Source organism: Kitasatospora sp. NPDC043950, from assembly GCF_056435345.1.
Genome location: NZ_JBWKER010000005.1, coordinates 39,760 through 65,711 on the forward strand (window position 1 = coordinate 39,760; position 25,952 = coordinate 65,711).

Sequence of the window (25,952 nt, forward strand, 5' to 3'; positions counted from 1 at the left end):
TACCCGGTCGGTGGCGCGCCGCGGGTTCTCGGGCGAGGTCAGCCCCCGAGGCCGTCCACCAGATCAAGGAGATCGGACAGTTGCAGGACCCGTCCGCCGGAACCCGGTAGCGGGATGTGCAGCGGCTCGGTCCACCGGGAGGGGATCGCGTCCAGTCCGTAACGGGCACCCGCAAGCCCGCCGGTGACCGCGGCGACGGTGTCCGTGTCGCCGCCCAGGTCGACGGCCGCGCGCAGCGCGCCCTCGAAGCTCGTCGTGGTGCGCAGAGCCCAGACCGCTGACCCCAGGCAGGGCCAGACGGCGCCGTTGAACTCGGTTGCCTGGTCCGGGTGCCAGTCGGGATAGAGGACCGTCGCGTACCGCGAGCGGTGATCGGGATGGATGAGCGCCAGAACGTCAGGGAGCGCGCGGAGGGCGTCGTTGTCTTCCAGCGTGACGCGTATGAGTTCGTGGAAGATCGCGGTGCCTTCCCAGGCGGCGCGGTCGCCGTGGGTGAGGGCGGCGATGCGCCGAGCGGCATCCATGGTGGCGGCCTGTCCCGCACGTGCGAAGTGGACCGCGGATGTCGATGCCCGCATCAACGAGCCATTACCTGCTGCCCGCAGGTTGACCTGGAAGTGGATCGCGGCGGCCAGATCCCAGGGCATGCCGTTGGTGAGGACGTCCTCGGTCTGCAAGCCGATGTCCTTGGGTTCGGATGCCGCCCACCGCTGGAAGCGGTCGAAGATGTCCGACAGGTCCAGCCCTCCCCGCTGGACCAGTGACTCCGCCACCATCACGGCCATCTGCGTGTCGTCCGTGGCCTCGCCCGGATCCCAGCCGCCACCTCCGCACATCTCAGCACCGGCACCGGGGAGGGGGAACTGCGCGGAGAACGCTCCTTGGGGGCCGAACTCAAAAGGGGCTCCAAGCGCGTCACCCACAGCCGAGCCGACGACCACGCCAGCAGTCCGCTGAATCCGCTTCATTCGTGCAGGCTATCGGTGCGGCCGGTGCCAGGCGTCGGGCAGGCGGTTGGTGACGTTCTGTCGTTCGTGTAGCTGTTGATCCCGGTGAGCCCGTGACCTGTTGTCTTGTTGCCGAGCGTCGTCGGCCAGCGGAATCGATCTTGGGTGCCGTCCGCTGAGGTCGAGGCCCCGGCTGTGTCGGCGGGTCAGCCGGTGGGGGGTGAGTTGTCGGTGCTGCGGTCGTCGAGGACGATGTGCGGCTGGTGCAGGCGGTCGTTGCCGGCCTGTTCGTCGGCGGGGCGGGTGCTGTTGATGACGGCGGCGATGCGCTCGTAGCTGGTGACGGCGAGGGCCCACGTTCCGATGCTGGTGCCGTTGCCGTTGCCGACTCCGCTGTAGGCGGTTTCCCGGAGGGCGTTGAGGAGGGCGATGGTGCTGGGGCCGGACAGGATCGTGTCCTCGTTGCCGTCGTTGACCGGCTTCGAGAAGTGGTCGGCGCCCTCGGCCTGGGCGGCCAGGAAGTCCCAGGTCTCGGGGTGGCAGGAGATCGCGACGGTCTTCACGGCTGCGGCCTTGAGAAGGGTGTTGACGTGGTTTTCCCAGACGAAGGGCTCCGGGATGAGACCGGACACGTCGTCGGCGCGGCCGCTCGGGAGGTCGTCGATGACGGCTTGGTCCGGCGCGACTGCTTCCGTGCCCTCCAGATCGACCTTCGTGTCGTGCTCCGTGGGGCCGGAGGGGCGGAACAGGTCTGCGAGTCGGGCGGCGACCTCGGCCGCGATCTGGCTGAGCTGGTCCTCGGCGAGGACGTGCGGGGCGGTCGGCGCGTCGTCGGCAGGGGTGGTCTCGGACACGGTTGTCTCCTCGCTGTCGGATTCCGCGGCCTCGCCGGTCACGGAGGGGGAGGCCTGCTCTGTGGCGTGCTGTGCGGCCTGCCCGGATGCCGGGGGCTCGGCGTCGGGGAGCTCGTTGGTACCGGGGGAGTTGCTGCTGCCGGCATCACCGCCGGGCAGGTGAGCGGCTTCGTCCGGGCCCTCGATCTCCGGAGCAACTTCCACCGGCTGGCCCACGGCCTCGGGGGAGTCGACGGCGGGCCGAGGCGCCTCGGTGGGGCCGCCGTCCAGGGGAGCGCGGCCGCTGTTCTGCCGAGTGCTGAGTTCGTTGCGCAGATTGCCCAACTGGCGGTGGAGGCTGCGGTTGTCCTGGTGGGCGCGGCTGGCCTCCTGCTGTTCTTTGGCGATCGCTTCGAGGAACTCGTCGCGGTGTTCGCTCAGGCCGGCCGCCAGCGTCGCGGTGAGTTCGGCTCGCAGGTTGTCGGTGTGGTTGCGGATCTCCTCCAGGCCGGCCTGAAGGGCCGTCCCGACTTCTGCGCGTAGCAGTTCGACCTGGTGGGTGGTGCCCCTCGCCATGTCCCCTCCTGATCTCGCGCACCCGTAGGGGTGGCGGCGGGTACAGCGTGGCGGCAAGGGCCCGTGCGCGATGAGTGGATCGGTGGGACTGTCGAGAACGTGTCGATCACCGTCTGAAATCGGATCACCACGCAGATGTGTCACATTGTCGGTTGATAGACCGAATGGAGCGTTATGCTGATGTTCGTCACGGTGTTCACTTGTTGTCGGAGTTCCGAAGGATGTCGGTGGTCCAGGCCGGCCTGATCGCGTGCCAGCTGTACCGGTAGCCGTTGGTGCCGTGGTGGGGCGTGGTGAGGATGTGGTGGAACTCGCACCATGCGGCGAACTCGAGCCAGGAGCATCCGGGAAGACCGCGCTGCTCGGGATGGCGGTTGTAGGCGGCTACGGCCCGACGGATGGTGTCCTCGGGCAGGGGGCCGGTGGTCATGGAGATGGTGACGATGATCTTGGCGAGGTCGTAGCCGAAGGGAGCGAGGGTGAGGGAGTCGAAGTCGACGACGGCGACGGTGGTGTCGGTGATGAGGAAGTTGCGCGGGTTGGCGTCCTTGTAGAAGGCGGCGGGCATGGTGGCGGCCTGCTCCAGCCAGTCGTCGATCGCGCCGGGGGTCAGGAGCGGGGACGGTACGGTGCCGGTGGCCAGAAGCCGGTGGAGGCGCTCGCGGCGGCTGTCGGCGAAGTCGTCGATCGTGACGTCGGCGGTCGTGACGTCGGCGGTCGTGACGTCGGCGGTCGTGACGTCGGCGGTCGTGACGGCGCCGCTGGTGTGGTCATGGCTGGTGTCGTCGGCGCTGGTGTGGGGTGCGTTCAGGCGGGCGGCGTGCAGGTCGTGGGTGTGGGCGGTGGTGTGCTGGTGGCCAAGGAGGTCGGCCAGGGTCAGTAGGTCGTCGGGGGTGCCGTGGTGGCCGTCGAGGTGCTCGTAGTCGATCGCGGTGGGGTGGACGTGGACGACGTGGGGGATGCGTACGTCGGGGTTGGTGCGGGCGATCCAGCGGTGGTGGGCCAGGGAGCGCTGCTGGGTGTGGGGGTCCGCGAACGTCTTGGTGAAGGTCCTCAACATGTGTGTGGTGTTCCTCAAGCGCGGCTGCTCTCCCGAGATCGCGGCCACACCGGCCCCGCAGGACCGCGCTGTTACAAGGACGGTACCGGCGCGCGGCGAACGTTCACAGGTGGCGTACAGGACGCCCTCTGCCCCGACAAGCGAGGGGCCCGTCTGGGGGCGGGGCGACGGTGTTTCTTCAACTGTCCGATTCGGCAGGGGCGTTGATGCCGGGCTTCCGCAGGAGGATGGTCAGTCCCGTAACCCGTTCCGTTCCGTTCAGCTTCGTCCCGGCTCGGTGAAAGAGGACCTCCGTTGAGAACGAACACTCGTGGTATCGCTCTGGCCAGTCTGCTGGTCTGCCTGGTGGTCGCCCTGCTGGCGGCGGTGACGCCCCCGGCCCGCGCCGACGCCCCGGCCGGGCCGGCCGACGCCGCGTGTGCCGCGCAGGGCGCCCCGATATCGGAGGCCGCCGGCCGGGCCATCGCCGCCGCCTGCGGCCAGGTCGCCGCCGGTACCTGGTACACCTGGGGCGGCGGGCACGGCACCACCCCCGGCGCGACGTACGGCCAGGTCGACCCCAGCGACCCCGAGCGCTCCGGGAACGACCCCTTCCGGGTCGGTTTCGACTGCTCCGGCTTCGTCCGCTGGGCCTGGTCCCAGGCCGTCGGCAGCGACGTCGTCGGGCAGCAGGACGCCGCCGAGATCTCCCGCCTGCCCGGACAGCAACTCGGCCGCGACCAGGGTGTGCTGCGCCCCGGCGACCTGGTCTTCTGGGGCCTGTCCCACGTCCACCACGTGGCGATCTACCTCGGCGGCGGAAAGATCGTCGAGGCCCGCGAATCGGACACCCGCCTCATGGTCTCCGACTTCTCCAGCCACACGGCCGCCGACTACGCCGGCGCCCTGCGCTACACGCCGGACGTCCCCGCGGGCGCCGACCGCCGGACCTGGAACAGCGGGGTGAACATCCGCCCCACCCCGTCGACCGCCAACCCGCCCGTCGCCGTCCTGCCCGGCCCCACGACGGTCCGCATCCAGTGCCAGCAGCACGCCGAGAAGGTCGAGGCCGAGGGCTACGTCAACGACGCCTGGTCCTACCTGCCGGACTACCGCGGCTGGATCAGCAACATCTACGTCCAGGGCCCGGCCTGGCTCGACAACGTCCCCACCTGCACCACCTGACCCACGCCCACGCGCGCCAGGACGGCGCAGGCGCGCGACGAGGCCGCCCGAGCCCCACGACGGTGCGGGCCCGGGCGGTCAGGCGTCAGGCCCAGGGGGGTTTGCCGGTTCCCTCGGCCCACAGGGCCAGGGCCCGCCGGTCGATGGCGTGGATGCCGACGTTCGCGCAGAACGCGGCGGCGGCCTTGGTGAACGAGCTGGTCGTCACCACGGCCGCCAGGTCGCAGCGGTGGACGTCGCGGTAGGTGCCGTTGACCTTCTGGACGTCCTGGGAGCCGACGGAGGTCCGTGGCCCGTACCGTTTGGCCTGGATGAGGAGCCGCTGCCCGGACGGGGTGGTGGCCAGGACGTCCGCCGCGAGGTCGCCGGCCCCGCCGACCACCGTCACCTTTGTGCAGCCGTCCCGCCTGCACAGGTCCGCCAGCGCGTGCTCGAACGCCTTCGGAGTCATACTCAGGAACGGGCCGATGTGCCGCAGTTGCGCCGTGCGCGCAGCCAGCTCCCGCCGCCGGGCCAGCTGCCGCAGGCGCAGCACGACGGCGCCCACCACCACGCCGGTGGCCAGCAGCGCGGCGACCAGGAGCAGGTGGCGGGCCAGCCACGTCAGCACGAACGACACCACGGTGACCGCGACCAGAGCCGCGATGCCCAGCGTCAGCGCGTTGTCCCGGGCCTGTTGCGCGCGGCGGGCGGCAGTGGACCGGCGTCGTCGTACGGGCCTTCGGGCCACGGCGTCCCCCCTCGGACCACGGTGTGGACGCGAGCGTAGAAGCAGCCGCCGCCCGGCCGCCGACGATCCCGGCGAATTCGGACGGTTGCGGGCCCGAGTTGTCCGGATCTCGGCGGCCGGCGGCCGAACACCCGGCGGCCGAACACCCGGCGGCCGAACACCCGGCAGCCGAAGGCCCGGCAGCCGAAGGCCCGGTGTCGGGACGCCACCGCCGGGGTGTGCCCGGCCTGGAGGACTGCCCCGGGCTACCGGTGGGCTCTCACACGCTGGGCTGGATGCCGAGGTCGGTGAGCAGGCCGCGGATCCGGGTCTCGATCTGGTCGCGGATCGGGCGTACGGCGTCGAGGCCCTGCCCGGCCGGGTCGTCGAGCTTCCAGTCGAGGTAGCGGGTGCCGGGGAAGTACGGGCAGGTGTCGCCGCAGCCCATGGTGATCACCACGTCGGAGGCCTGTACGGCCTCGGTGGTGAGGATCTTCGGAACCTCGGCGGAGAGGTCGATGCCGACCTCGGCCATGGCCTCGACCACGGCGGGGTTGACGGTGTCGGCGGGGGCGGAGCCGGCGGAGCGGACCTCGACCCGGCGGCCTCCGAGGTGGCTGAGGAATGCGGCGGCCATCTGGGAGCGCCCGGCGTTGTGGACGCAGACGAAGAGTACGGACGGCTTGGGCTCAGGCACGGGCGGAACCTCCGGGACTGGCGGGCTGGGGGAAGAGGCGGCGGGCGGCGAGGGCGACGTGGACGAGGCCGATGAGGACGGGCACCTCGATGAGGAGAACGACACCTCCTGCTGCTACGCCCTCCAGAACAAGGTCTGGGTCACCGGCCCCGGCAAGGAGCCCTGGGAGGTCTACGTCGTCAAGGCCGACGCCGACACCCTGGGCAAGAGTGTCGACGCCGCACCGCAGGGCAAGGGGGCGATCGACGCCGCACCGCGGGGCTGCCGCACCGGTACCGAGGAGACGGTTGCCGCAGACTGTGCCTGCGGCAGCTGACGATGCATCCGGAGGTCGAGTCCGGCGGACATGCGTGCGCAACCAGCAGCACTCCCGTCACCACGGCCTCGGGGATTGCCGCAGCAGAGTCGACCGGACGCCCGGACCGTTCAGCCGGTCGGGCGGCCGGTGGGGCGGGGGAAGCCGTGGCGGTGGGCGGCGACAGTGACGGTCAGGGCGGTGGCGAGCAGGGCCAGGGCGGACCAGGGCAGCGTGCTCGGGCCTCCGTGGTCGAGGAGGAGACCGCCGGCGAGCGCGGCGCCGGCGATGCCGAGGTTCCAGCACGTGACGAGCAGGGACTGGGCGATGTCCCCGGCCGGGCCGGCCGCGTCGGCCACCGCCGTCTGCAGGAGGGTGGCGGCGCCACCGAAGGCGAGACCCCAGACCGCGGCGCTGCCGTAGACGGGCCAGGAGGTGCCGGTGAGCAGGGCGGCGGCGACGGACAGGGCCGCGGCGGAGAGGAGGGCGCAGGCGGCGACCGTCAGGGTGCGCAGGTGGCGGTCGATCAGCGCCCCGGTACCGAGGATGCTCACCAGGGAGGACAGTCCGAGGACGAGCAGGACGGTGTCGGTCCGGCCGCCGAGGCCCAGGGGCGCGAGCAGCGCCGCGACGTACGTGTAGAGCAGGTTGTGGGCGAGGACGAAGGCCACCGTGACGGTGAGGACGGCCGCCACCCCCGGGATGCGCAGCACCTGCCGGACGGGGGTGCGGGCGTGGCCGGGCCGCCCCGGGACGGCCGGGAGCGCGACGAGCATCCAGGCGGCGAGCGCCACGGCGACGGCGCTCATCAGTCCGAAGGTGGTGCGCCAGCCCACCAGCGCGGCGACCAGGGTGCCGGCGGGCACGCCCACCGACAGGGCGACCGTCGAGCCGCCCATGGCGACGGCCATCGCCCTGCCGCGCTGCTCCGGCGCGACGACACTGCGGGCGTACCCGGCCAGCAGGGCCCAGAGCAGGCCTGCGACCAGGCCCGCGGCGAAGCGCGCCGCCATGGTGAGGGGGTAGTTCGTCGAGACCGCGGTGACGGCGTTGGCCGCGGCGAAGCCGCCGACGGACAGCAGCAGCAGGCGCTTGCGCGGCCAGCCGGCGGTAGCGGCGGTCAGCGGTATGGCGGCCGCGATGGAACCGGCCGCGTAGAGCGTGACGGACTGCCCGGCGCCGGACTGGCTGACGCCGAGGTCCGCACTCATCGCGGGCAGCACGCCGGCGGGCAGGGCCTCGGTCATGATGGTGACGAATCCGGCGGTGCTCAGGGCCAGCAGGCTGGGCCAGGGCAGCCGGGCGGCGGGCGGGTCCGAGGGTTGGGGAAGCCGGGTGGCGGGCGGGTTCGAGGGGCTGGGGGAGTGAAGTTCGGGCATGGGCCCGATCGTCTATCCTTGACATCCATGTCAAGGTCCAGCCCGGAACGGCACCGGTCGGGCGTGAGGGTGGTCACATGCGTATCGGCGAACTCGCCCGGTTGACGGACACTCCTCCGCGCCTGCTGCGGTACTACGAGCAGCAGGGCCTGATCACCGCGCACCGCGAGGCGAACGGCTACCGGGCCTACGACGACTACCTCGTCGACCGGGTCCTGCAAATCCGCGGACTCCTGGACGCCGGACTGCCCACGCGGATCATCAGGCAGATCCTGCCCTGCCTGGACAGCCCGCGGACGATCCACTTCGCCGACGCCACACCGGAGATGATCGGCACCCTGGAGTCCGAGACGGAGCGGATGACCCGTCGGATCCAGTGCCTGACCCGTAACCGTGATGCCATCCGGGAGTACCTCACCGAGGTCAAGAGCCGGGCCTGAGGCGTGAGCCCGAGGTGTGTGTCTGTTGGTGTGAGCCCGGGGCGTGAGCCGATGTCGGGAGGCGCTGCGGGCGGCCTGTCGGTCTGTCGGCCTGCCGGGCGGTCGGCTTGACCTTGCCATTGGTGTGATGGTTGGACCCTTCCGTCATGACCGACTCCGCCATCCGGCACCTCGAATTCGGCGACGGCACACCGCTCGTCATGATCCACGGCTACACCGTCGACCACCGGGTCCTGCTCCCCGTCGAACCCGCCTTCGCCGACCGCCCCGGGTGGCGGCGGCTCTACCTCGACCTCCCCGGCCACGGCACCAGCCCCCGGCTGCCGGGGACGACCTCGGCGGCCACCCTGGCCGACGCCGTCCTCGACTGGATCCACGCCGAACTGGGTGAGCAGCCCTTCGCCGTGCTCGGGCAGTCGTTCGGTGGACAGCTGGCCCGGGCGGTGACGGCGAGGTTCGGGGCGCAGGTCCTGGGCTCGGCGCTGCTCGTACCGGTCGTGCACTGGGGCCCCGACCGGACCCTGCCCGGCGTGACCGTGGCCGAGCGCGACGACGAGCTCCTCGACCGGCTCCCGCCCGCCGACCGCGAACTCTTCGGCCTCGTCATGGCCCGTCACACCGCGCGCAACTGGAAGCTCTTCGAACAGTACGTCCGGCCGGGATGGCGCGCGCACGACCCGGCGGCCGCCGCCGAACTCGAAGCCGACTTCCTGCTGCCGCACTGGCCCGAACACCGCGCGCCGGAGCACCAGGGCCGGCACCTGCTGGTCACCACCCGGCAGGACGCTTTGATGGGCTGGCGCGACCAACTCGCCCTGCTCGACCACTACCCCCGGATGGCGGCGACGGTGCTCGACGGCGTCGGCCACAACCCGCAGGTCGAGTGCGCCGAGACCGTCCAGGGCCTCATCGGCGCCTGGCTCGACGAACTGCCCCGACCTGCCCGCCAGTGAGCGGGGCGGCGCTCTGGGCGTTCAGACTTCTGAACTCCTCGCACACCTGGCACACCACGGGCAAGACGCCGTCCTCGGCGGACGGCAACACCCGGATGTGGCCGCGCTGGTGGCCGGCTGGTTCCTGCGGTACCCGGTTGTCACGGTGGCCGTCCGCCGGGACCCCGACCTCGTCGCCGGCTCGGCCACCACGGTCACCGCCTACGAGTGGGGGCCGGCCGCTCTACGAGAACCCCGGGGCGGTCGAGGACATCGACGAACCGTAGGGTCACAGTCATCGTGAATCCGGCGCTGGCAGCGATGAGTTGGACGGTAGGAGGAGAATGAGTCGCATGACGTGCTTCCCTGCGAGACCCGGTGCTGTTCTCGCGGGCGACGGCGTGCGCCACCCCGTCCACACGGTCGCCGTACCGCGGAGCCTCCAAGTACTCGCCCTGGAGAAGGCCGAAGCCATGCGGTGCTGAGCGGCCGGCCGTGACGCGCGGTGCCCCTTCCTTCCCGTCGGGGAGGGAGGCGCACCGCGGTGCACGTCACCGAGGCCTTCGCCGTGCGCTGACCGAGGCTTGCCGGCCCCCGCTCGGCCACCTCCGCAGCGCCGGAATCGGCGCCCACTGCGCCAGGGCGTACATCGTGCCGGCGGACCGAGCGGGAGACCGGACGGACCGGCCTCCCGCGTTGATCAGTTGCAGGTCATGTTGACGGGTGCGTGGTCCGGGTCGTTCCGGTAGCACAGGTGCTGCGGGGCCTTCAGGTCCGTGATGGAACCCTGCCACACGGCGCCCTGCCACAGAGCCTGCGGGGAACCGGAGTTCTCCAGCAGGCGCGGGTAGCGCAGGACCTCCCAGGACGGGTACTTGTCCTTGTTCGTGTCGACGTCGAAGCCGGTGAAGTTCTTGTTCTTGTCGTCGTAGCCGTGCGGGTAGATGTGGAACGTCGCGTTGATCCGGCCGAGATCCGCGTACTGCGAGCCCGGGACGTCCACGAACGAGTTGACCGCTGACACGTCCACCCGGATGCCGCCGTCACCGTAGGGCTCCGCCCAGTACTCGTTCTGCGGGGTCCGGTCGTCCTGGACCACCTTGGCGTGCTCGGTACGCACCAGAGGCTTGGCATTGCGGCACGTCAGATCCCCGACACAGGACTGGTCGACGTAGATCCCGACCTGGCCCGTGGCGGTGTCCCAGGCGATGGCCACCTTGGAGCTGGCTTCGGGTTCGGTGCTCCACAGACGGTGGTTGCCCAGGGCGTGGTTGACCGGGTTGCCGTCGTCGCCGATGTAGCCGCGCACCACGACGACGCCCCGGTCGGGGCCCTTGGGCAGCAGCGTGGCGCTCTCCTTCAGATCGCCCGGGGCCGGGCTGCCCTGGAAGAACTGGGCGTTCGCGCGGGGGATCAGCGGGTTCGCGGTCTCGTTCGGCGACCACCGGATGGGGCCGTGCTCGAACATCTGGGTGACGCCCTCCTGCTGGAGTTCGTCGGTGACGGGGTAGCCGTACACCCCGCCTTCCCAGCCCGCCTGTCCCCAGCGCTGGCCGATGAGGCCCCAGACGGGGTGGACGCCGTTGGAGCGCGTGGGATGCCAGTAGAGCGAGCCGCCCTGGAACACCTGGCGCTTCCCGGCGCCGTCGGGGAGGGAGATTTCGTCGCTGGTGGGGTAGCCGAGGGAGCCCTTCTCCCAGCCTATGGCGGCCCACTTGTCGCGGATGAGGCCCCAGATGGCGTGGGCGTCGGTGGAGGGGCTCCAGTAGATCGAGCCGCCGTCGAAGACACTGAACCGGCCCACCCCGTCGGGAGCGGTCTGTTCGTCGGTCCGGGGGCAGCCGAGCGTGGTTCGGTACTCCCGGTACTTTTCCAGGATGCGGCCCTGGACCGTGTGGCCACAGATCTGTTCCGGGTCCTGCCCGGCGGCGGAGGCCGTCGCCGGGCAGAGGGCGGAGCCGGCGAGAAGGGCGGTGAGCAGGAGCGAGATCTTCGCTCCCCGTCGGCGGGCTCGTCCGCGGGGCGTTGAGTGTTCGCTGATGATGTTCACCCGAGTGATTCTCGCGTACATGCCAATGGGAGGGATAGTGTCCGAAGCGTCAAGAATGGGCAGGTGCGCGACAGAAGCACACGGGTAGGCCCAGTCGCGAGAACTACTGGGCCCCCGCGGTCCGTCAAACATCGGTGAGACGCGCTCAAGGTTCGCTGCGACGGGGCACCGGTCACTACTGTCCTCGGTGTTTGATGTCATGCAGAGTGATCGATCAGGTATTCGATGGAGGATCGTGTGGCGAGGGGACGGCGCGTCTTCTTCGGCGTGCTGGGTGGGGCTCTCGGTGTTCTCGGCGTGGGCGTGGTCGTGTGGCTGACGTTCCGGCCTTCCTGGCCTGAGGTGCCCGACCCGGTCGGACGGTGGAGCGGTGGAACGGCGGTGTTCGAGTTCCTCCCGGACGGACGGGTCGGGTCCGCGAAGGTGCCGGCCTACGTGTGCAACAGCGCGGCGGCCGATCCGGCGCAGCCGACGGAACTGGAGGGGAGTTGGAAGGAGTCCTACCTCGATGACGCCGGTCGTGGGGTGTATGTGACGGCGACCCGTAAGGACGGGGGAGGCAACTGCAGGATCTGGCTGACGGCCATGGACAACGGGAAGGACCTGTGGCTTCTGGCGACCAAGGGGTTCGTCATGGAGAAGGGCTGAGATGCCGCGGTGATTTCGAGTACGGCGGCATCGAGCGAGGGGGAGCTGTGGCTGGTCGATGGAAGTACCTGAAGTCCCGGGAGGGTGCCGTCCTGCTCGCGGGTGTCCTGCTGATCGCCGGTCTGGCGGGGTATCTGAAGGCCCGGTCGGGAGGGCCGGATCCGAAGGACTACGTGGGGCGTTGGGCGTCGCGGGACGAGGTGATCGAACTGCGGGAGGGGGGCGGCTCGGCGAGGTGCGGCTCGACGGGTACTTCTGTGCGAAGGATCCCGTCGGGCAGGGCGTGGCATTGGGGGAGTACCAGGGGAGTTGGCGGACCGGGAGTGTGGACGACGCGGGGTCGGGAGTTTTTGTGGTGCTGCGGGACTACTACCCCGGTGGTGACTGCGAGATCTATCTGCAGGAGGAACGAAAGGGCGCGGTGGCCGGCCTGGGCGGTCAGCCGCGGGGGAGCGCGCAGCGGGTCTTCTCCAGGGTGTAGGGGCTCGGAGAACGATTGCACCCATGATCGGGTGGTCGTCCACGACGACCCGGCCGGTTGGGGGCGTCGACGAACCGGCGGCGATGTCACGGGAGAACCCCATGCCCTGACAGTGCCCGGGTGGAGAGAAACAGCGGCACACCGCGTCGGTCTGGGCGGTGCGTGCGGGTGCGGGTGCGGGTGCGGGGGAGACCGCGGTGGCCGGCTGAGCGCGTTGCTCGCGAGGGCGTAGCTGTGCGGGCCATCGGGGTGACCGATCGGAGCATCGCCACGGGCGGGGCGCGGGCCGCTTTGCCGAAATGGCAACAGGCCTCGCCCTCCTCGGTGCGCGCGCAGCATGATCGGCACTGCGTCGGCACCTGAATCGGCACCGCATCGGCATCGTGCCGCCGAACATCAGCTTGCCGAACCGAACTTGGTGTACGTCGGATCGAGATACCAGGAGGACACATGTCACCGTCGCGGACCACGGGCCCCACTCACCGGCTGGTCCCCTCGCCCGCCGGCCGGATCCACCTGGTGGAGCAGGGCACCGGGCCGCTGGTCCTGCTGCTGCACGGGTTCCCGGAGTCCTGGTACTCCTGGCGCCACCAGTTGCCGGTGCTGGCCGCTGCCGGATACCGCGCGGTCGCCATCGATGTCCGCGGGTACGGGCGCTCCTCCAGGCCCGAGGAGGTGGCCGCGTACCGGATGTTCGACCTGGTCGAGGACAACGTCGCGGTGGTGCACGCCCTGGGTGAACGGTCCGCGGTGATCGTCGGCCACGACTGGGGATCGACCATCGCCGCCGACTCCGCCCTGATCCGACCGGACGTCTTCCGCGCCGTGGGGCTGCTGAGCGTTCCCTACCTCCCGCGGGGCGGACCGAGGCCCGGCGAGGTCTTCGCCCAACTGGGCGGCGACGAGGAGTTCTACGTCTCCTACTTCCAGGAGCCGGGTCGGGCCGAGGCCGAGATCGAACCGGACGTGCGCGGCTGGCTCGCGGGCTTCTACGCCGCGCTGTCCGCCGACACCATGCCGGCGCCCGGCGCGCCCGACCCGCACTTCGTCAGCCGTGGCGGGACACTTCGTGACCGGTTCCCCGTCGGACGGCGGCCCGGCTGGCTCAGCGCGGAGGAACTCGACGTCTACGCCGGAGAGTTCGAGCGAACCGGCATGAGCGGTGCGCTGGGCCGCTACCGGAACATGGACCGGGACTGGGAGGACCTCGCCGACTTCGACGGCGCCCCCGTCACCCAGCCGTCCCTGTTCATCGGCGGGAGCCGGGACGCCTCCACCACCTGGCTGGCCGATGCGATCGCGGCCTACCCCGCGACCCTGCCCGGCCTGCTCTCCTGCCACATCCTCGACGGCTGCGGGCACTGGGTCCAGCAGGAACGCCCCACCGAGGTCAACCGGATCCTGACCGACTGGCTCGCGTCCCTTCCCTCCTGAGCGAGGGGAGCAGGGTGCTGCGCGGGCTCGACGGTCGGGTCGAACTCGCGGCCCATCCGCGCCGTGGTGCTCCGGAGCGCCGCGCTCACCAGGCCACGGTTCGGCCGAGGTAGTCGACGTAGTGCAGGCCCGGGCTGCTCCGGAGGGCGTCGAGCGTCCTGACCACGTTCGGGATGCTCTCGTCGATGCCGAGCAGGGCGTCCGAGCCGCCCAGGTCGGTGCGCACCCAGCCGGGGGCCATGAGGACCAGGGGCCGGGGTTCGCCGCTGTGCCGCGCCGCGTAGCTGCGCATGAACGTGTTGAGCGCGGCCTTGCTGCCGCGGTACACCTCGTGGCCGCCGCGCTCGTTGTTGGCCACGCTGCCCTGGCCCGAGGACATCACCGCGATCGTGCCCGCGGGCTCGACGAGGTCCTGAAGGGCCTCGATGACGCGCAGCGGGCTCAGCGCGTTGGTGACCATGACCCGGACGAACTCCTCGGTGGAGGTCTGCGCCACCGTGCCCTCGGGCTGGTTCGTGACGCCGGCGTTCACGAAGAGCAGATCGAACGTCCGGCCGGCCAGGCGAGCGCTCAGCGCCGAGACCTGTTCGGGCTCGGTGATGTCGACGGTCTCGACCTCGACCTGCCCGGCGTGGGCGTCGGCGAGCTCGTGCAGCCCGGTCCGGCCCGAGCCGCGTACGGTGGCCACGACCTGCCAGCCGGCTCTCGCCCATTCCTGGGCGAGGGCGAGCCCGAGGCCCCGGGACGCGCCGATCAGGAGCACGCGCCTGCCTGGGGCCGGGGCCGGGGGCGGCGCGGAGTGACTTCCCGAGTTGGTTGTGGACATAACAGCGATTGTGCGAGGCGTCGTCGCGTCCGGCAAGCCGCCTCTCCGGCAGGGGAGTTGGCAATCCGGGGCCGGGGGCCTCCCGCTTCTCGCCGGGGCGCCGGCCGGCGGGCGGCTCAGAGGCCGAAGCGGGCGCGGTGGGAGGCGGGGACCAGGTCGGTGTACTCGGGGTGCTTGGTGATCCAGCCGCGGATGAAGGGGCAGTAGGGGAGGACGGCGAGTGCCTGCTCGCGGGCCGTGTCCAGTGCCGCGCGTGCCAGTCGGCCGGCCAGGCCGCGGCCCTCGAAGCGGGGGTCGATCTCGGTGTGGATGAAGGCGATCTCGTCGTCGGAGCGGTGGTACTCGGCGAAGCCGGCGAGTTCTCCGCCGTCCTGGATCTCGAAGCGCGACTTCTCGGTGTTGTCGGTGACGAGCTGGTCCATGGTTTCCTCCGCAAGGTGGGGGGCGGCCCGGGAGGGCCGGTGGCGGGGTGGCGCGGCACCGCTACTATAGTTTAAGAATCAACATTTGTCGTCTGGTCACCACGAGGGCCGACGGACACAGGCTGGGGCGCCAGGTGAGCATCCGGCAGCCGAACAGTCGGGCGGCAGGTTTGCCCGGCGCGGCGGCCGGGATACCCATGGCGCATGATTCCCGCTGAGGTCAGTGACGTCCTGCCGGAACTCGTCCCGTTCGTGCGGGCGGTCCAGGAACGCAGGCCCGACGACGGGACGTGGTGCGAGGCGTGGACGGTGCGGGACGTCCTCGCCCACCAGACCGGCAACGCCGAGGAACTCGCCCGCGTCCTGCGCGCCTTCCACGCGGGCGAGCCCGTGGAGACCCGCGGCTTCGATCGGGAGGAGCCGTACCGGCGGATGTCCGACGCGCAGCTGTGGGAGGCCTTCGCCGCCCGCTGCGCCGAACTGGCCGAGGTCGCCGCGGCCGCGGAGAGCGACCTGCCCCCGGACACCGAGGTGCGGTGGACCGGCCGGACCGTGACGGTGCCGTTCTTCGCCGAGCACCTGCGCGAGGAGTTGATCCTCCACCGGTGGGACCTCACCGGCGACGACCGTACGGCCCGGGAGGCGCTCGCCGAACCGTGGATGACGTCGCACAGCGTGCGGCTGGTCGGCCGGCCGCTGCTGGCCCGGGGCGTGGCCGGACTCGACCTCGGGCCCGGGGGGCGCGTCGAGGCCCGCCTGCGCGTCCCCGGGACCGACGACGTCCTGGTGACCGCGGACGCCGGCGGCGCGTCCATCGCCCTGGCCCCGCCCGAGGGCCCGGCCACCATCGAGAGCGACGCCGCGGTGCGCGTCCTGCTGTTGTGGGGGCGGCGTCCGGCGGACCCGGGCCGCTGGCACAGCACGGTCGGTCCGGAGGAGCTGCGACGGGTGCGTGCCCTGCTGAGCGGCTACTGAGTGACTACTGAGCGGGTGGGGGGAAGGGGGCGCGCGGGGTGTCAGGCTCGGTCCGGGGCGCCGGGGTGACGGACACCCGGGGGAGCGCTTCAGGGTGGTGTTCGCAGATGTGCGTCACCAGGTGTTCGCGGAGCTGGCAGCGGAGGGAGAACGCGTCGTCGGCGTTGGCGGCGGTCGCCAGGAGCCGGACCACGATGGTGGTGGGCGTGGTGTCGACGACCTGTAGGGCGCTGCCCTGGCCGTCCCAGAGGGGGCTGTCGGCGAGGAACGCGTCGAACTCCTTGCGCAGCAGGGGGACCGGGGCCCGGTGGTCGAGGTGGAGGAAGGCGGTGCCGGTGATCCGGCTGGAGCGGCGCGACCAGTTCTCGAACGGGCGGCCGGCGAAGTAGGACATCGGCATCACCAGGCGGCGCTGGTCCCAGGTCGCGATCACCACCGCGGTGAGGGTGATCTCCTCCACGGTGCCCCACTCGCCGGACACCACGACCACGTCGCCGATCCGGACCAGGTCGCCGAAGGCCAGCTGCACCCCGGCGAAGAGGTTGGCCAGCACGCTCTGAGCGGCGATGCCCGCGACCACGCCGACCAGGCCCGCGGACGCGAGCAGACTGGTCCCGATGCCGCGCACGGAGGGGAAGGTCATCAGCATCGCGCCCAGGGCGGCGATCGCGATGATCGCCTGGCAGATCCGGCCGAGCAGGCCCGCCTGGGTGCGGGCGCGGCCGGCCGAGGAGGGGTCGCGGCGGTGGACGGCGAGGCGGACGGCGCCTTCGACGACGAGCCCGACCACCCGGGCGCCGAGCCATCCGCCGGAGGCGATCGCCAGCAGGACCAGGAGGTGGTGCAGCTGCTCCCGGGTCTCCGGCGAACCGCCGACCCACGGCTGGACGGCGAGGGACAGCGAGGCGGCGAGCACGGTGACCAGGGGTCGCCGGCAACTGCGCAGCATCCCCGGCATGACGCTGCCCGGCCGGTGCGGGGCGAATCTGCGGACCAGCCGTTCGGCGGTCCGGTCCAGGACGTAGGTGGTCAGGGCCACCCCCGCACCTGCCAGGAGCAGACGGAACAGGCTCCACCACACGCTCGCTCTCCCTCCGCGACGGCCGCAGCGCGGCGCTGTGGGCCGGCCTTCCCCGGGCCGGCGCTGTGGGCGGGCTTCCCCGGGCCCGCTTCCCGGAGCCCGTTTTCCCGTTCGGCGGGATTCACACCTGCCGGAGGTGAGGTGGGGGCCCGACCACGGCGATGGGCCGTTCGGGTGAGGGGGACGAGGGGGACGAGGCGGGGGAGACGGGTGAGGGGGGCGAGCCGAGGGGCCGCGTCGAGGGTTCAGCCGGGGTGCATACCGGGCCGGGAACGGGGCAGCCGGAGCCTGAAGGCCCGCCGGCCCGGGCGGGCACCGACATGTCAGGAGGAGCGATGCACCGGATCGAGGAGTCCGTCGAGGTGGCGGCGCCGCTCGGCACGGTCTACGAGAGCTGGGTCAGGTGTGAGGAGTTCCCGCAGTTCATGCGGGGTGTGGTCAGGGTCGACCGGTCGGGCCAGGACACCAGCTGGGTGGTCCGGACCGCCGCCGGCCCGCGCGAGTTCACCGCCGTGACCACGGAGCTGGTGGAGAACGATCGCGTGGCGTGGGACAGCGGCCCTGGCCCGGTGCGGCACCAGGGCGTGGTCACCTTCCACGCCGTGGGCGACGCCGCCACCCGGGTGATGTTCCAGCTGGAGGTCGAACCGCACGGGCTCTGGGAGCACCTCGCCGAGGCGCTCGGGTTCGTCGACCGCCGGGTGATCGACGACCTGACCGACTTCAAGCGCCACGTCGAGGAGGGCGGCGGACCGGTCGGGGCCACGGTCGACGACACGGTGGCATGAACCTCCGGATCGGGGGCAGCCGAAGCGTACCGGCAGCCCGATCAGGCAGACCGATCAGGCAGTCAGACCTGACAGCCGGACCTGACAGCCAGACCCGACGACGGAAGGAGACGGTCGTGAGTGATCGCGTCAACATCTGGGAGTTCCGGGACACCGCCGGTCACACGGCGGGCACCGACCTCATCGGCTTCCACGTCGAGGCCACCGACGGAGCGATCGGCAAGATCGACAAGCTGTCCGAGGCGGTCGGCGCCCAGCACCTGGTCGTCGACACCGGTCCGTGGATCCTCGGCAGGCGGGTGCTCCTGCCCGCCGGCACCGTGATCCGGATCGAGATCGGCGAGCAGAAGGTGTACGTCGACCGGTCCAAGGACGACATCAGGAACGGTCCCGGCCTCGACGACGGCGCGGCCGACGTGTCGGCCGACGTCCGCGACCGCTACGGGCTCTACTACGACCCGTTCTACGGCGGTCGGATCTTCTGACGAAAGGGAGCAGCAGTCATGCCGTACGGTTCCACGCAGCTCCAGCCCCAGCCGCAGTCCCAGTCCGTCGGACCTGTCAGTCCGCCGGTGGTGCCGGATCCTCCGCTGCCGCCCGGCGTGCCCGAGCCGCCGCCGGATCCGGTGCTCCCGGGCCCCGCTACGCCGTCACCCGCGCCGCCCGGGCCTGAGCCCGAGCCCGAGCCGGGCCTGCCCCGCCCGCCCGAGCCGCCGGACTGACGGGCCGGACAGAGGAGCCGGACAGAGGAGTCCCGGGGTGGGCCAGAGCGTTACCCCCAGTACCCCGTGTGCACCGCGGAGGCCTCCTCGAAGAGGTGCGGGCCGGACGCCTCCACGGTGCTGCCGCCGGCGGCGAAGACCTGGCGGCACGGCAGGTCGAGCACCGGCTCCTCCGGGTCCACTCCCGCGATGGCGTTCAGCTCCGCCCCTGCGAGCGCGTAGACGACCTTGCGGATGCCGCTCCAGTAGATCGCCCCGGCGCACATCGCGCACGGTTCGGTACTCGTGTACAGGACGGCGTCGACGAGCTGCGTCGGGGCCAGGGTGCGCGAGGCCTGCCGCACCAGATTGGTCTCCGCGTGGGCGGTGACGTCGCGGTCGGTCAGCACCGAGTTCTCGGCCGTGAGCAGGACGTTCCCGGCGGAGTCGGTCAGCAGCGCTCCGAAGGGGTGGTTGCCGTGCGCCCGGGCGTCGGCCGCGATCTCGATGGCCGCGAGCAGGTGCTCGCGGGTGCGGTCGTTCATGACGTGCTCCTCAGGGGATCGGCGGTGGGGCGGGCCCCATGGTGTCGCGGTCGGGCGGGGCGGTGGTACCAGGTTGCCGCACCCGCCCTCCGCCCGCGACCACCCCCGGCGGCGGCCCGGGCCCGCGAGCCGGTGCGGAGCGTGCCGCGGGGACCGGCTCCCGCCCGGGCGGCCGTGCTGTCGTCAGCGGGCGAACCTCTCGACGGCCGCCGGCGTGACGGGTGTGAAGAAGTTGACCAGGTTGCCGTCGGGGTCACGGAGCAGGAGCGACCGGTTGCCCCAGGGCATCGTGGTGGGCTCGGTCACGAAGTCGGTGACGAAGCCGGTCAGGTTCCGGTACACGCCGTCCACGTCGGCGACGAGGAATTCGAAGATCACGCTGTTGTTGTCGGCCGGACGGGCAGAGCCGGGCGCGAACAGCGCCACGGTCCGGGTGCTGCCGATCGCGAGGGTCCCGCCGGCGGTCCGCAGTTCGGCGAAGTCCTCGGTGGACCAGTGCGCCTGTACCCCCGTGGCCCGCTCGTAGAAGCCGACGAGGCGTGCGATGTCGTCCGTGATGATCCGGATCGAAACGAAGTCCATGGTGCTCTCTCCTCGGGTCGGTGAAGTCGTTGCACCCCGGACGGTAGAGGAAATAGTGGACAGAATCGGTCCGGTATCAGCGCTAGGCTCGTGGACATGGGCCGACCTACCAGCCGTGTGCTCACCCTCCTGGAACTCCTGCAGTCGGGCGGCATCAGGACGGTGGCCGAACTCGCCGACCGGCTCGGCGTCGACGGGCGCACCGTGCGGCGGTACGTGGACCACCTGGTCGACCTCGACATCCCCGTCGAGGCGGTCCGCGGCCGCTACGGCGGGTACCGGCTCGCCCCCGGGTACCGCCTGCCTCCGCTCATGCTCAACGACGACGAGGCGCTCGCCGTGCTGCTCGGCCTCGTCGCGGGCCGCAGGGCGGGGCTGCTGACGGCGACCGGGACGGCGACCGAGACCGCGGGCGAGACGGCGGCGGCCAAGATCCGCCGGGCACTGCCCGAGCGCCTCGCCCGTCGGCTCGACACCGTCCTGGAATCCCTCGCCTTCACGGCTGAGCCCGGCGAGGCGGCCACCCCGGAGACGGGCGTCCTGCTCGCCGTCGCCGACGCGGTGCGCCATCGCCGCCCGATCTCGATCAGGTACACCGCCCGGGACGGCCGGCGGAGCGAACGCACGCTGCACCCGTACGGGATCGTCACCCACGCGGGCCGGTGGTACGTCACGGGCGCCGATCCCGAGATCGATCCCGGGACCGGCCAGGACCGGACCTTCCGGCTCGATCGCATCGCGGACGCGAGGCCCCTGCCGGGCTCGTTCGAGCCGCCCGCCGGGCTCGATCCGGCCCAGCGCGTCCTGTCCGGGTTCGCCAAGGCCGCGTACCGGTACGAAGTGACCCTGCGGATCCACGGGACGGTCGAGCAGATCCGCGCCCGGCTCCCCGCCAGTGTCGCGAGCATCGAGGAACCCGTACCCGAGGAAGGAACGGATCCGCACACCGAGCGGTGGCTGCACGTCGAACTGCGGGCGGAGCGGCTCGACTGGCTGCCCCCCGTCCTCGCCTCGCTCGACCGGCCGTTCGTCATCGAGCGGCCGGACGAACTCCGCGGCCTCGTCATCGCGCTCGCCGACCGGCTCGCCGCCTCCGCTCGCCAGGCCCGCGATCCGGACCGGATCGGAGGCTGATGCGCCCGCCCTGCCCTCACGGACGCCGACGCGCCCGCCCTGGCGTCAAGGACCCGCGGAACCTTCCCGGCGCGGGAGCGTTGGCAGTGCACCGGATGTCCCGGTCAGGTAGGTGGGAGGCAATCGTCGTGCTCGTAGAACCTGTCCTTGTCACCGGCGCCGGCGGTGGGGTCGGCGGAGTCGGGCGAAGGATCCTGGAGGGGTTGCGGGCGCACAACGTGCCCGTCAGGGCTCTCGTGCACCACGACGACGAACGGGCCTCGGACCTGAGGACGATGGGCGGCGTGGAGGTGATGGTCGGTGACCTCACCCGTGGTGCGGACGTGGTCGAGGCGCTGGCCGGCTGCCACCGGGCCTACTTCGGGATGAGCGTGTCGTCCGCCTACCTGGAGGCCGCGGCGACGGTGGCGGTCGCCGCCCGGGAGAGCGTCAGCCTGGAACTGCTGGTCAGCATCTCGCAGATGACCGTCTCGCAGATGGACCTCACCAGCGACGCCGAGTCCCGGCAGCAGCGACTGCACTACCTCGCCGAACACGTCCTCGACTGGTCCGGGGCGCCGGTCGTCCACGTCCGGCCCACCGTGTTCATGGAGAATCCGCTCTTCACCAAGGTGGCGGCGGCTTCGATCCGGCGGGACGGCACGATCCGCCTCCCCTTCGGCTCGGCCCGGACCTCACCGGTCGCGGCCGCCGACGTGGCCGAGGTCGTCACCGCACTCCTGCTCGATCCTGCCCCCCGGACCGGCCGCGTCCACGAACTGACCGGGGCTCGATCCCGCGACATGACGGCCATCGCGGCCGAGTTCTCCGCCGCCCTGGGCCGCGAGGTGACCTACGTCGACGTGCCCTACCAGGAGTGGCTGGAGCACGACCTCAAGAGCCAAGGCCTGCCGGACCACGTGTTCGACCACATCGCCACGATGGCCAGGCTGCACGGCGAGAACCGGTACGACCGGGCGACGAACGACGTCGCTGAGCTTCTCGGTCGCCCCCCACGGGGGTTCGACACCGTGATCAAGGACCTGCTCGCCCGGCGACCGTAGCCGGCCTGCAACCGTAGCCGCCCGGCGACCGTAGCCGGCCGGGTGCCGGGGGAGCGGCCGCTCAGAGCCAGCCGCGCTGCGCCGCCTTGAGGCCGGCCTCGAAGCGGCTCGACGCGTCGAGGCGCTCCATCAGCCCGGCCATCTGGCGGCGGACGCTGCGTGCCGACAGGCCCAGGTTCCGGCCGGCGGCCTCGTCGGTGAGGCCGGACGCGAGCAGCCGCAGGAGTTCCTGCTCGGTGGCGCTGAGGCCGGTCTCGGTGTCCTTGCGCCGGTCGGCGCCGAGCGGGACGGCGGCCTGCCAGGTCCGCTCGAAGAGGGCGACCAGGGAGGCGACGATCCCGGGCTCGCGCGTGCACAGGGCGCCGAGCCGGGTGTGGGCCGGGTCGATCGGGACCACGGCGACCTGGCGGTCGAAGATGAGCATCCGGGGCGGCAGCGTCGGGCAGGTGCGGACCAGTCCGCTCTCCTCGGTCATCCAGCGGGCGTAGGCGAGCGTCGCCGGATCGTGCCGCACGCTGTCCTGGTAGAGCGTCAGCAGTGCCACCCCGCGCCGCATGGCCGCCTCGTCCAGCGGCCGGGAGGCGTCCAGGCTGGCCCGGGACTGTGCTCCGCCGGGCATCACGGACAGGCACTCCCCGGTGACCGCCTGGGCGAGGATCTCCAGCTTGGCCTGGATCGCGTCCAGGCCCACCAGGCGCTCGGCGGTCTCGACCGGGGTGTTCGGCCGCAGGTCGGCGTACTCGGCGATCGCCCGGGCGGCAGCGGCCTTGCCGATCTCCAGATCCTGCTGGCGGCGCAGCAGTTCCTGCTCCTGGCGGCGCAGGATCAGCTCCAGGCCGAGCGCGGGGCTCACCGGCAGCAGAACCCCGGGTGCCTCCCGGGAGGCACGGAGCAGTTGCAGGTCGGCCAGCCGGTCGAGGGCCTCCCGTACGGCGGGCTCGGGCAGGCCCAGCTGGTCGCACAACTCCCTGACGCCGCCCTGCGGATCGGCGAGCATGGCCCGGTAGACGGCCTCCGAGACACGGTCCAACCCCAGCATGTCCAGCATGCGCGCAGCCCCCCGGTGCGATGTCGAACGTGCCGTGCCGCCGTGCGACACATCGGGATCATCCCAGCCCGGCTTCGACTCCACAAGCAGTCCTGCCCCGGGCGGGGTCCGGCCGATTCGATGCGCTCGCCTCCCGCGCTCGCCTCCCGGTCTCGGGTTCAGGCTCTCGGGGGCAGCAGCCGTGACAGTCCGTAGTGGAAGCGGTTGTCGAAGGAGTCCGTGACCATGACCGCTGTGAGCCGGTGGTGGGCACGGGGATCTCACGAACAACGCGGCGGGCGCCGGGGCGCCGGGTCCTGAAGCGGCCAGGCCGGTTGCTGACGGGGTTCTCACCTTCCGGGGCGCGGGCGGTGCCAGCAGGATGGTGGTCACCGGGAGAGCGGCGGGGCAACCGCCGAACAGCCTCCCCGAAGTTCTGGTCCTCGATCAGATCTCCCACCACACAAGCCGCCTGGGGTGCCGCCATGTCCAAGACCGCCCGCCTGCTCGCCACCGCCGCCGTCACCGTCGCCCTGTCGGGGATCCTGGCGCCCGCGGCCTCGGCCACCGCCGCGACCACGGCGCCGGCGGGCATCGGCTGGGACGGTCCCACCACCGTGCCGCCGGTCGTGGCGGGCGGGGCCGGGGACGGGGACGGTATCGGCTGGGACGGCTCCACCACCACCGTGCCGCCGGTCGTGGCCGGCCCGTCCGCCAGCGGCATCGGCTGGGACTGATCGCCGTGCTCCCCGTCCGGGCCACCGTCGTGGACACCAGCGGTGCGCCCACCACGACCGCCGCGGCGCGGATCGTCGAGGACGTCCTGTGGGCGCACGCCACCCCGGAGCACGGGCTCGAACACGTCCGCGCCGTACCGGACCGGGGCCGCATCGCCCTGGTGCTCTTCGTCCGCGCGGACGGCCCGACCACCGCGCACGCCCTGGCCGAGAACCTGCTGGCCCGGGCCCTCACCGCAGCAACGGCCGGCCGGTACGCCGCCGCCGTCCACCCGCACTGACCCTCGCTGACCCTCGCTGACCCGCACCGACCCTCGCTCGCCCGCCCACATCCAAGGGGACCCCCATGCCCAGCACGCCCCGTCCTGCCCGTGCCCTGCGCCGCGTCTGCGTGCTCGCCGCGACCGCCGTGGCCGCCGGTCTTCTCACCGCCTCCCCCGCCTCGGCGGACGGCACCTACTACCCGGACGGCAACAGGACGCCGACCTCCACCGGCACCCTCGGCACCGGTGTCGGGAACAAGCTCACCGGCGCCCAGATGGTCCGGCGCGCCCGGGACTGGGTCGCCCACGGGGTCACCTACAACCAGGGGCAGTCGTTCTCGGACAGCGCGGTCGGCGGCCCGTACCGCACCGACTGCGGCGGTCTCGTCGACATGGCCTGGCAACTCCCCGGCAGCCCGCCGGTCACGTACCCCGCACCCGGTATCGACGACCCGAAGTACAGCACCAAGCTCAGCAGTTGGTCCCAGCTCCAGCCCGGCGACGCCCTCGCCGTCGCCGGCAAGCACATCAACCTCTTCGCAGGCTGGACCAACCAGGCCGCCGGCGACTTCACGTACATCGCCGAGGACAACAGCAGCGTCCCGACCAAGGAGTACTCGGCCAACACCCACTGGTCATCCATCGACGGCTACCCCACCTCCTCCTTCGAGCTGCTGCGCTCCAAGAACCTCGCTCCCGCCATCCCCGCCGACTTCAACGTCCTGCTGTGGGGCTTCAACTCGGGCCAGACCGTGTCCGGCACGCTGAACCTCACGGCACACCCGACGCAGAGCGGCGTCATCAACTGGCTCGACTACGTGGTCACCGGCCCGAACGGCTACTACAACCGCTTCCGCGCCACCAGCGGCGGCGCCACCAACTACCAAGTCCCCTTCGACACCGCCCCCTTGGCGGCGGGCACGTTCAACATCTCGATGATCGCCAACGAGATCGACGGCCAGGAGCACACCTACCAGGGCGGCGTCTTCACCATCGCGCCGCAGGCCTCCACCGCCCGGGGCTCCGCCGACTCGACGGTGCTCACCAGCAACGGCACCATCGCCCTGTACCGGGTCGGTGCGGACGGCAACGTGTACGGCACCAACCAGAACACCCCCGGCGGTCCCTTCGTTCCGTGGGCGCAGCTTTCGACGGGTGGTGGGTTCGTCGGCAAGCCGGCCGCGCTCCAGACACCGAGCGGCCTCATGGTGGTCTACGCCCGCACCACCGCGGGCACCATTCAGGGCACCAACCAGAACACTCCGGGCGGTCCGTTCGGGTCGTGGGGCACGGTTGCTGATGCGGGTGACCCGACGGGTGTGGCCAGTGATCCGAGTGTGGTGTTCACTCAGTCCGGCACCATCGCGGTCTATGTGACGTCTGCCAGCGGCAACGTCGCCGGTGCCAGTCAGGGCACGCCTGGTGGTCCTTTCTCTCCCTGGCAGCAGCTTTCGACGGGTGGTGGGTTCGTCGGCACGCCCGCTGCGCTCCAGACACCGAGCGGCCTCATGGTGGTCTACGCCCGCACCACCGCCGGGACCATCCAGGGCACCAACCAGAACACTCCGGGCGGTCCGTTCGCGTCGTGGGGCACGGTCGCGGACGCGGGTGATCCGACGGGTGTGGCCAGTGATCCGAGTGTGGTGTTCACTCAGTCCGGCACCATCGCGGTCTATGTGACGTCTGCCAGCGGCAACGTCGCCGGTGCCGGTCAGGGCACGCCTGGTGGTCCTTTCTCTCCCTGGCAGCAGCTTTCGACGGGTGGTGGGTTCGTCGGCAAGCCGGCCTCGCTCCAGACACCGAGCGGCCTCATGGTGGTCTACGCCCGCACCACCGCCGGGACCATCCAGGGCACCAACCAGAACACTCCGGGCGGTCCGTTCGGGTCGTGGGGCACGGTCGCGGACGCGGGTGATCCGACGGGTGTGGCCAGCGATCCGAGCGCGGTGTTCAGCCGGCTCAACACCATCGCCATCTATGTGACCTCCGCCAACGGCAACGTCGCCGGCAGCAGCCAGGCCACCCCCGGCGGTCCTTTCTCTCCCTGGGGCCAGATCGGCTGATCACACCCCAGCCGCAGACCGACCGCGTGCGCAGGCCGCCCAGGGGGGGGGGGGGGGGGGGGGGGGGGGGGGGGGGGGGGGGGGGGGGGGGGGGGGGGGGGGGGGGCGGGGCCCCCGCTG

At 71.7% G+C, this 25,952-nt stretch carries 27 protein-coding genes and 2 pseudogenes; 15 read left to right on the plus strand and 14 right to left on the minus strand.

Annotation, left to right across the window (positions count from 1 at the left end):
* Window positions 1-38: 38 nt before the first annotated feature.
* The 3 genes from AC07BF_RS04885 to AC07BF_RS04895 form a co-directional block, all read right to left on the minus strand.
* A complete protein-coding gene (locus AC07BF_RS04885; RefSeq protein ID WP_478332949.1) occupies window positions 39-968 on the minus strand; it encodes an ADP-ribosylglycohydrolase family protein in 930 nt (309 codons plus the stop codon).
* Between the two features lie 185 nt (window positions 969-1,153).
* Window positions 1,154-2,356, minus strand: a complete 1,203-nt coding sequence (locus AC07BF_RS04890) for a hypothetical protein (protein WP_478318334.1) — start codon at window positions 2,354-2,356, stop codon at window positions 1,154-1,156.
* Window positions 2,357-2,552: 196 nt separating this feature from the next.
* Window positions 2,553-3,416, minus strand: a complete 864-nt coding sequence (locus AC07BF_RS04895; protein ID WP_478332950.1) for a phosphotransferase — start codon at window positions 3,414-3,416, stop codon at window positions 2,553-2,555.
* 294 nt (window positions 3,417-3,710) lie between these two features.
* Between AC07BF_RS04895 and AC07BF_RS04900 the strand changes: the two genes are divergently transcribed.
* On the plus strand, window positions 3,711-4,580 hold the full coding sequence (locus tag AC07BF_RS04900) for an NlpC/P60 family protein (protein WP_363584308.1): 870 nt from the start codon (window positions 3,711-3,713) through the stop codon (window positions 4,578-4,580).
* A gap of 85 nt (window positions 4,581-4,665) precedes the next feature.
* On the opposite strand, the gene AC07BF_RS04905 is transcribed toward AC07BF_RS04900, so the two are convergent.
* The 3 genes and pseudogenes from AC07BF_RS04905 to AC07BF_RS04915 all read right to left on the minus strand — a co-directional run.
* On the minus strand, window positions 4,666-5,310 hold the full coding sequence (locus tag AC07BF_RS04905; protein ID WP_363584310.1) for a restriction endonuclease: 645 nt from the start codon (window positions 5,308-5,310) through the stop codon (window positions 4,666-4,668).
* 259 nt (window positions 5,311-5,569) lie between these two features.
* Entirely contained in the window at window positions 5,570-5,926 is a 357-nt protein-coding gene (locus tag AC07BF_RS04910; RefSeq protein ID WP_363584451.1) for an arsenate reductase ArsC, read from the minus strand.
* 52 nt (window positions 5,927-5,978) lie between these two features.
* Window positions 5,979-6,107 (minus strand): annotated as a pseudogene (locus AC07BF_RS04915) (ACR3 family arsenite efflux transporter); the annotation flags it as partial.
* On the opposite strand from AC07BF_RS04915, the pseudogene AC07BF_RS04920 reads away from it, so the two are divergent.
* Window positions 6,078-6,302, plus strand: a pseudogene (locus AC07BF_RS04920) (glyoxalase/bleomycin resistance/dioxygenase family protein); the annotation flags it as partial. The pseudogenes AC07BF_RS04915 and AC07BF_RS04920 sit on opposite strands and share 30 nt — an antisense overlap.
* 110 nt (window positions 6,303-6,412) lie before the next feature.
* On the opposite strand, the gene AC07BF_RS04925 reads toward AC07BF_RS04920, so the two are convergent.
* Window positions 6,413-7,660: an MFS transporter gene (locus AC07BF_RS04925; RefSeq protein ID WP_478332951.1), complete on the minus strand. Its 1,248-nt coding sequence runs from the start codon at window positions 7,658-7,660 to the stop codon at window positions 6,413-6,415.
* Window positions 7,661-7,737: 77 nt separating this feature from the next.
* On the opposite strand from AC07BF_RS04925, the gene AC07BF_RS04930 reads away from it, so the two are divergent.
* From AC07BF_RS04930 to AC07BF_RS04940, 3 genes are all read left to right on the plus strand, one after another.
* A complete protein-coding gene (locus AC07BF_RS04930; RefSeq protein WP_363584314.1) occupies window positions 7,738-8,100 on the plus strand; it encodes a MerR family transcriptional regulator in 363 nt (120 codons plus the stop codon).
* A gap of 146 nt (window positions 8,101-8,246) precedes the next feature.
* Window positions 8,247-9,053 carry an alpha/beta fold hydrolase gene (locus AC07BF_RS04935; protein ID WP_478332952.1) on the plus strand — a complete coding sequence of 269 codons (807 nt, stop codon included), beginning with the start codon at window positions 8,247-8,249 and terminating at the stop codon, window positions 9,051-9,053.
* Between the two features lie 332 nt (window positions 9,054-9,385).
* A complete protein-coding gene (locus AC07BF_RS04940) occupies window positions 9,386-9,517 on the plus strand; it encodes a hypothetical protein (protein ID WP_478318344.1) in 132 nt (43 codons plus the stop codon).
* A 215-nt stretch (window positions 9,518-9,732) separates the two neighbouring features.
* Here AC07BF_RS04940 and AC07BF_RS04945 read toward each other — a convergent pair whose 3' ends face one another.
* Window positions 9,733-11,082 (minus strand): LGFP repeat-containing protein, encoded by a 1,350-nt coding sequence (locus AC07BF_RS04945; protein WP_478318346.1) that lies wholly within the window; start codon window positions 11,080-11,082, stop codon window positions 9,733-9,735.
* A 225-nt stretch (window positions 11,083-11,307) separates the two neighbouring features.
* Here AC07BF_RS04945 and AC07BF_RS04950 point away from each other — a divergent pair, with 225 nt between their 5' ends.
* Together AC07BF_RS04950 and AC07BF_RS04955 are read left to right on the plus strand one after the other, a co-directional pair.
* Window positions 11,308-11,730 (plus strand): hypothetical protein, encoded by a 423-nt coding sequence (locus AC07BF_RS04950; RefSeq protein WP_363622628.1) that lies wholly within the window; start codon window positions 11,308-11,310, stop codon window positions 11,728-11,730.
* A 931-nt stretch (window positions 11,731-12,661) separates the two neighbouring features.
* Window positions 12,662-13,645: an alpha/beta fold hydrolase gene (locus AC07BF_RS04955; RefSeq protein ID WP_363584320.1), complete on the plus strand. Its 984-nt coding sequence runs from the start codon at window positions 12,662-12,664 to the stop codon at window positions 13,643-13,645.
* An 85-nt stretch (window positions 13,646-13,730) separates the two neighbouring features.
* Here the strand turns inward: AC07BF_RS04955 and AC07BF_RS04960 are convergent, their stop codons facing one another.
* Both AC07BF_RS04960 and AC07BF_RS04965 read right to left on the minus strand, forming a co-directional pair.
* Window positions 13,731-14,471, minus strand: coding sequence for an SDR family NAD(P)-dependent oxidoreductase (locus AC07BF_RS04960; RefSeq protein ID WP_478332953.1), 741 nt, complete (start codon window positions 14,469-14,471; stop codon window positions 13,731-13,733).
* A 116-nt stretch (window positions 14,472-14,587) separates the two neighbouring features.
* Window positions 14,588-14,893: a GNAT family N-acetyltransferase gene (locus AC07BF_RS04965; protein ID WP_350878943.1), complete on the minus strand. Its 306-nt coding sequence runs from the start codon at window positions 14,891-14,893 to the stop codon at window positions 14,588-14,590.
* 204 nt (window positions 14,894-15,097) lie between these two features.
* On the opposite strand from AC07BF_RS04965, the gene AC07BF_RS04970 reads away from it, so the two are divergent.
* Window positions 15,098-15,868 carry a maleylpyruvate isomerase N-terminal domain-containing protein gene (locus tag AC07BF_RS04970; protein WP_363584326.1) on the plus strand — a complete coding sequence of 257 codons (771 nt, stop codon included), beginning with the start codon at window positions 15,098-15,100 and terminating at the stop codon, window positions 15,866-15,868.
* Between the two features lie 4 nt (window positions 15,869-15,872).
* On the opposite strand, the gene AC07BF_RS04975 is transcribed toward AC07BF_RS04970, so the two are convergent.
* Window positions 15,873-16,949 carry a mechanosensitive ion channel family protein gene (locus AC07BF_RS04975; protein ID WP_478332954.1) on the minus strand — a complete coding sequence of 359 codons (1,077 nt, stop codon included), beginning with the start codon at window positions 16,947-16,949 and terminating at the stop codon, window positions 15,873-15,875.
* A 335-nt stretch (window positions 16,950-17,284) separates the two neighbouring features.
* Here AC07BF_RS04975 and AC07BF_RS04980 point away from each other — a divergent pair, with 335 nt between their 5' ends.
* A complete protein-coding gene (locus AC07BF_RS04980) occupies window positions 17,285-17,737 on the plus strand; it encodes an SRPBCC family protein (RefSeq protein WP_363584330.1) in 453 nt (150 codons plus the stop codon).
* A 116-nt stretch (window positions 17,738-17,853) separates the two neighbouring features.
* Complete coding sequence (locus tag AC07BF_RS04985; protein WP_063352503.1) at window positions 17,854-18,222, plus strand: hypothetical protein; 369 nt, start codon at window positions 17,854-17,856, stop codon at window positions 18,220-18,222.
* A gap of 287 nt (window positions 18,223-18,509) precedes the next feature.
* On the opposite strand, the gene AC07BF_RS04990 is transcribed toward AC07BF_RS04985, so the two are convergent.
* Complete coding sequence (locus tag AC07BF_RS04990; protein ID WP_363584332.1) at window positions 18,510-18,983, minus strand: nucleoside deaminase; 474 nt, start codon at window positions 18,981-18,983, stop codon at window positions 18,510-18,512.
* 183 nt (window positions 18,984-19,166) lie between these two features.
* Window positions 19,167-19,565: a VOC family protein gene (locus tag AC07BF_RS04995; RefSeq protein ID WP_363584334.1), complete on the minus strand. Its 399-nt coding sequence runs from the start codon at window positions 19,563-19,565 to the stop codon at window positions 19,167-19,169.
* Window positions 19,566-19,661: 96 nt separating this feature from the next.
* Between AC07BF_RS04995 and AC07BF_RS05000 the strand changes: the two genes are divergently transcribed.
* Together AC07BF_RS05000 and AC07BF_RS05005 are read left to right on the plus strand one after the other, a co-directional pair.
* Window positions 19,662-20,699 carry a helix-turn-helix transcriptional regulator gene (locus AC07BF_RS05000; protein ID WP_400843840.1) on the plus strand — a complete coding sequence of 346 codons (1,038 nt, stop codon included), beginning with the start codon at window positions 19,662-19,664 and terminating at the stop codon, window positions 20,697-20,699.
* Window positions 20,700-20,827: 128 nt separating this feature from the next.
* Window positions 20,828-21,742: an NmrA family NAD(P)-binding protein gene (locus AC07BF_RS05005; RefSeq protein WP_478332955.1), complete on the plus strand. Its 915-nt coding sequence runs from the start codon at window positions 20,828-20,830 to the stop codon at window positions 21,740-21,742.
* 61 nt (window positions 21,743-21,803) lie between these two features.
* Here AC07BF_RS05005 and AC07BF_RS05010 read toward each other — a convergent pair whose 3' ends face one another.
* Complete coding sequence (locus AC07BF_RS05010; protein WP_363584338.1) at window positions 21,804-22,790, minus strand: helix-turn-helix transcriptional regulator; 987 nt, start codon at window positions 22,788-22,790, stop codon at window positions 21,804-21,806.
* A 464-nt stretch (window positions 22,791-23,254) separates the two neighbouring features.
* Between AC07BF_RS05010 and AC07BF_RS05015 the strand changes: the two genes are divergently transcribed.
* The 3 genes from AC07BF_RS05015 (at window position 23,255) to AC07BF_RS05025 (ending at window position 25,832) form a co-directional block, all read left to right on the plus strand.
* Window positions 23,255-23,506: a hypothetical protein gene (locus AC07BF_RS05015; protein WP_363584340.1), complete on the plus strand. Its 252-nt coding sequence runs from the start codon at window positions 23,255-23,257 to the stop codon at window positions 23,504-23,506.
* Between the two features lie 5 nt (window positions 23,507-23,511).
* On the plus strand, window positions 23,512-23,787 hold the full coding sequence (locus AC07BF_RS05020) for a hypothetical protein (RefSeq protein WP_363627717.1): 276 nt from the start codon (window positions 23,512-23,514) through the stop codon (window positions 23,785-23,787).
* Window positions 23,788-23,852: 65 nt separating this feature from the next.
* The gene (locus tag AC07BF_RS05025; protein ID WP_400843834.1) at window positions 23,853-25,832 is read left to right on the plus strand and encodes a DUF8189 domain-containing protein; all 1,980 of its coding nucleotides are present in this window, start codon (window positions 23,853-23,855) and stop codon (window positions 25,830-25,832) included.
* The last annotated feature ends 120 nt before the right edge of the window (window positions 25,833-25,952 follow it).

Coding starts and splice junctions, on each gene's coding strand:
- AC07BF_RS04965 (WP_350878943.1), bottom strand. CDS start 14,893: ATGGACCAGCTCGTCACCGACAACACCGAGAAGTCGCGCTTCGAGATC.
- AC07BF_RS05000 (WP_400843840.1), top strand. CDS start 19,662: ATGGGCCGACCTACCAGCCGTGTGCTCACCCTCCTGGAACTCCTGCAG.
- AC07BF_RS05025 (WP_400843834.1), top strand. CDS start 23,853: ATGCCCAGCACGCCCCGTCCTGCCCGTGCCCTGCGCCGCGTCTGCGTG.
- AC07BF_RS04935 (WP_478332952.1), top strand. CDS start 8,247: ATGACCGACTCCGCCATCCGGCACCTCGAATTCGGCGACGGCACACCG.
- AC07BF_RS04950 (WP_363622628.1), top strand. CDS start 11,308: ATGGAGGATCGTGTGGCGAGGGGACGGCGCGTCTTCTTCGGCGTGCTG.
- AC07BF_RS04885 (WP_478332949.1), bottom strand. CDS start 968: ATGAAGCGGATTCAGCGGACTGCTGGCGTGGTCGTCGGCTCGGCTGTG.
- AC07BF_RS05010 (WP_363584338.1), bottom strand. CDS start 22,790: ATGCTGGACATGCTGGGGTTGGACCGTGTCTCGGAGGCCGTCTACCGG.
- AC07BF_RS04960 (WP_478332953.1), bottom strand. CDS start 14,471: ATGTCCACAACCAACTCGGGAAGTCACTCCGCGCCGCCCCCGGCCCCG.
- AC07BF_RS05015 (WP_363584340.1), top strand. CDS start 23,255: ATGTCCAAGACCGCCCGCCTGCTCGCCACCGCCGCCGTCACCGTCGCC.
- AC07BF_RS04980 (WP_363584330.1), top strand. CDS start 17,285: ATGCACCGGATCGAGGAGTCCGTCGAGGTGGCGGCGCCGCTCGGCACG.
- AC07BF_RS04995 (WP_363584334.1), bottom strand. CDS start 19,565: ATGGACTTCGTTTCGATCCGGATCATCACGGACGACATCGCACGCCTC.
- AC07BF_RS04890 (WP_478318334.1), bottom strand. CDS start 2,356: ATGGCGAGGGGCACCACCCACCAGGTCGAACTGCTACGCGCAGAAGTC.
- AC07BF_RS04910 (WP_363584451.1), bottom strand. CDS start 5,926: ATGGCCGCCGCATTCCTCAGCCACCTCGGAGGCCGCCGGGTCGAGGTC.
- AC07BF_RS04930 (WP_363584314.1), top strand. CDS start 7,738: ATGCGTATCGGCGAACTCGCCCGGTTGACGGACACTCCTCCGCGCCTG.
- AC07BF_RS04895 (WP_478332950.1), bottom strand. CDS start 3,416: ATGTTGAGGACCTTCACCAAGACGTTCGCGGACCCCCACACCCAGCAG.
- AC07BF_RS04970 (WP_363584326.1), top strand. CDS start 15,098: ATGATTCCCGCTGAGGTCAGTGACGTCCTGCCGGAACTCGTCCCGTTC.
- AC07BF_RS04990 (WP_363584332.1), bottom strand. CDS start 18,983: ATGAACGACCGCACCCGCGAGCACCTGCTCGCGGCCATCGAGATCGCG.
- AC07BF_RS04940 (WP_478318344.1), top strand. CDS start 9,386: ATGACGTGCTTCCCTGCGAGACCCGGTGCTGTTCTCGCGGGCGACGGC.
- AC07BF_RS04955 (WP_363584320.1), top strand. CDS start 12,662: ATGTCACCGTCGCGGACCACGGGCCCCACTCACCGGCTGGTCCCCTCG.
- AC07BF_RS04925 (WP_478332951.1), bottom strand. CDS start 7,660: ATGCCCGAACTTCACTCCCCCAGCCCCTCGAACCCGCCCGCCACCCGG.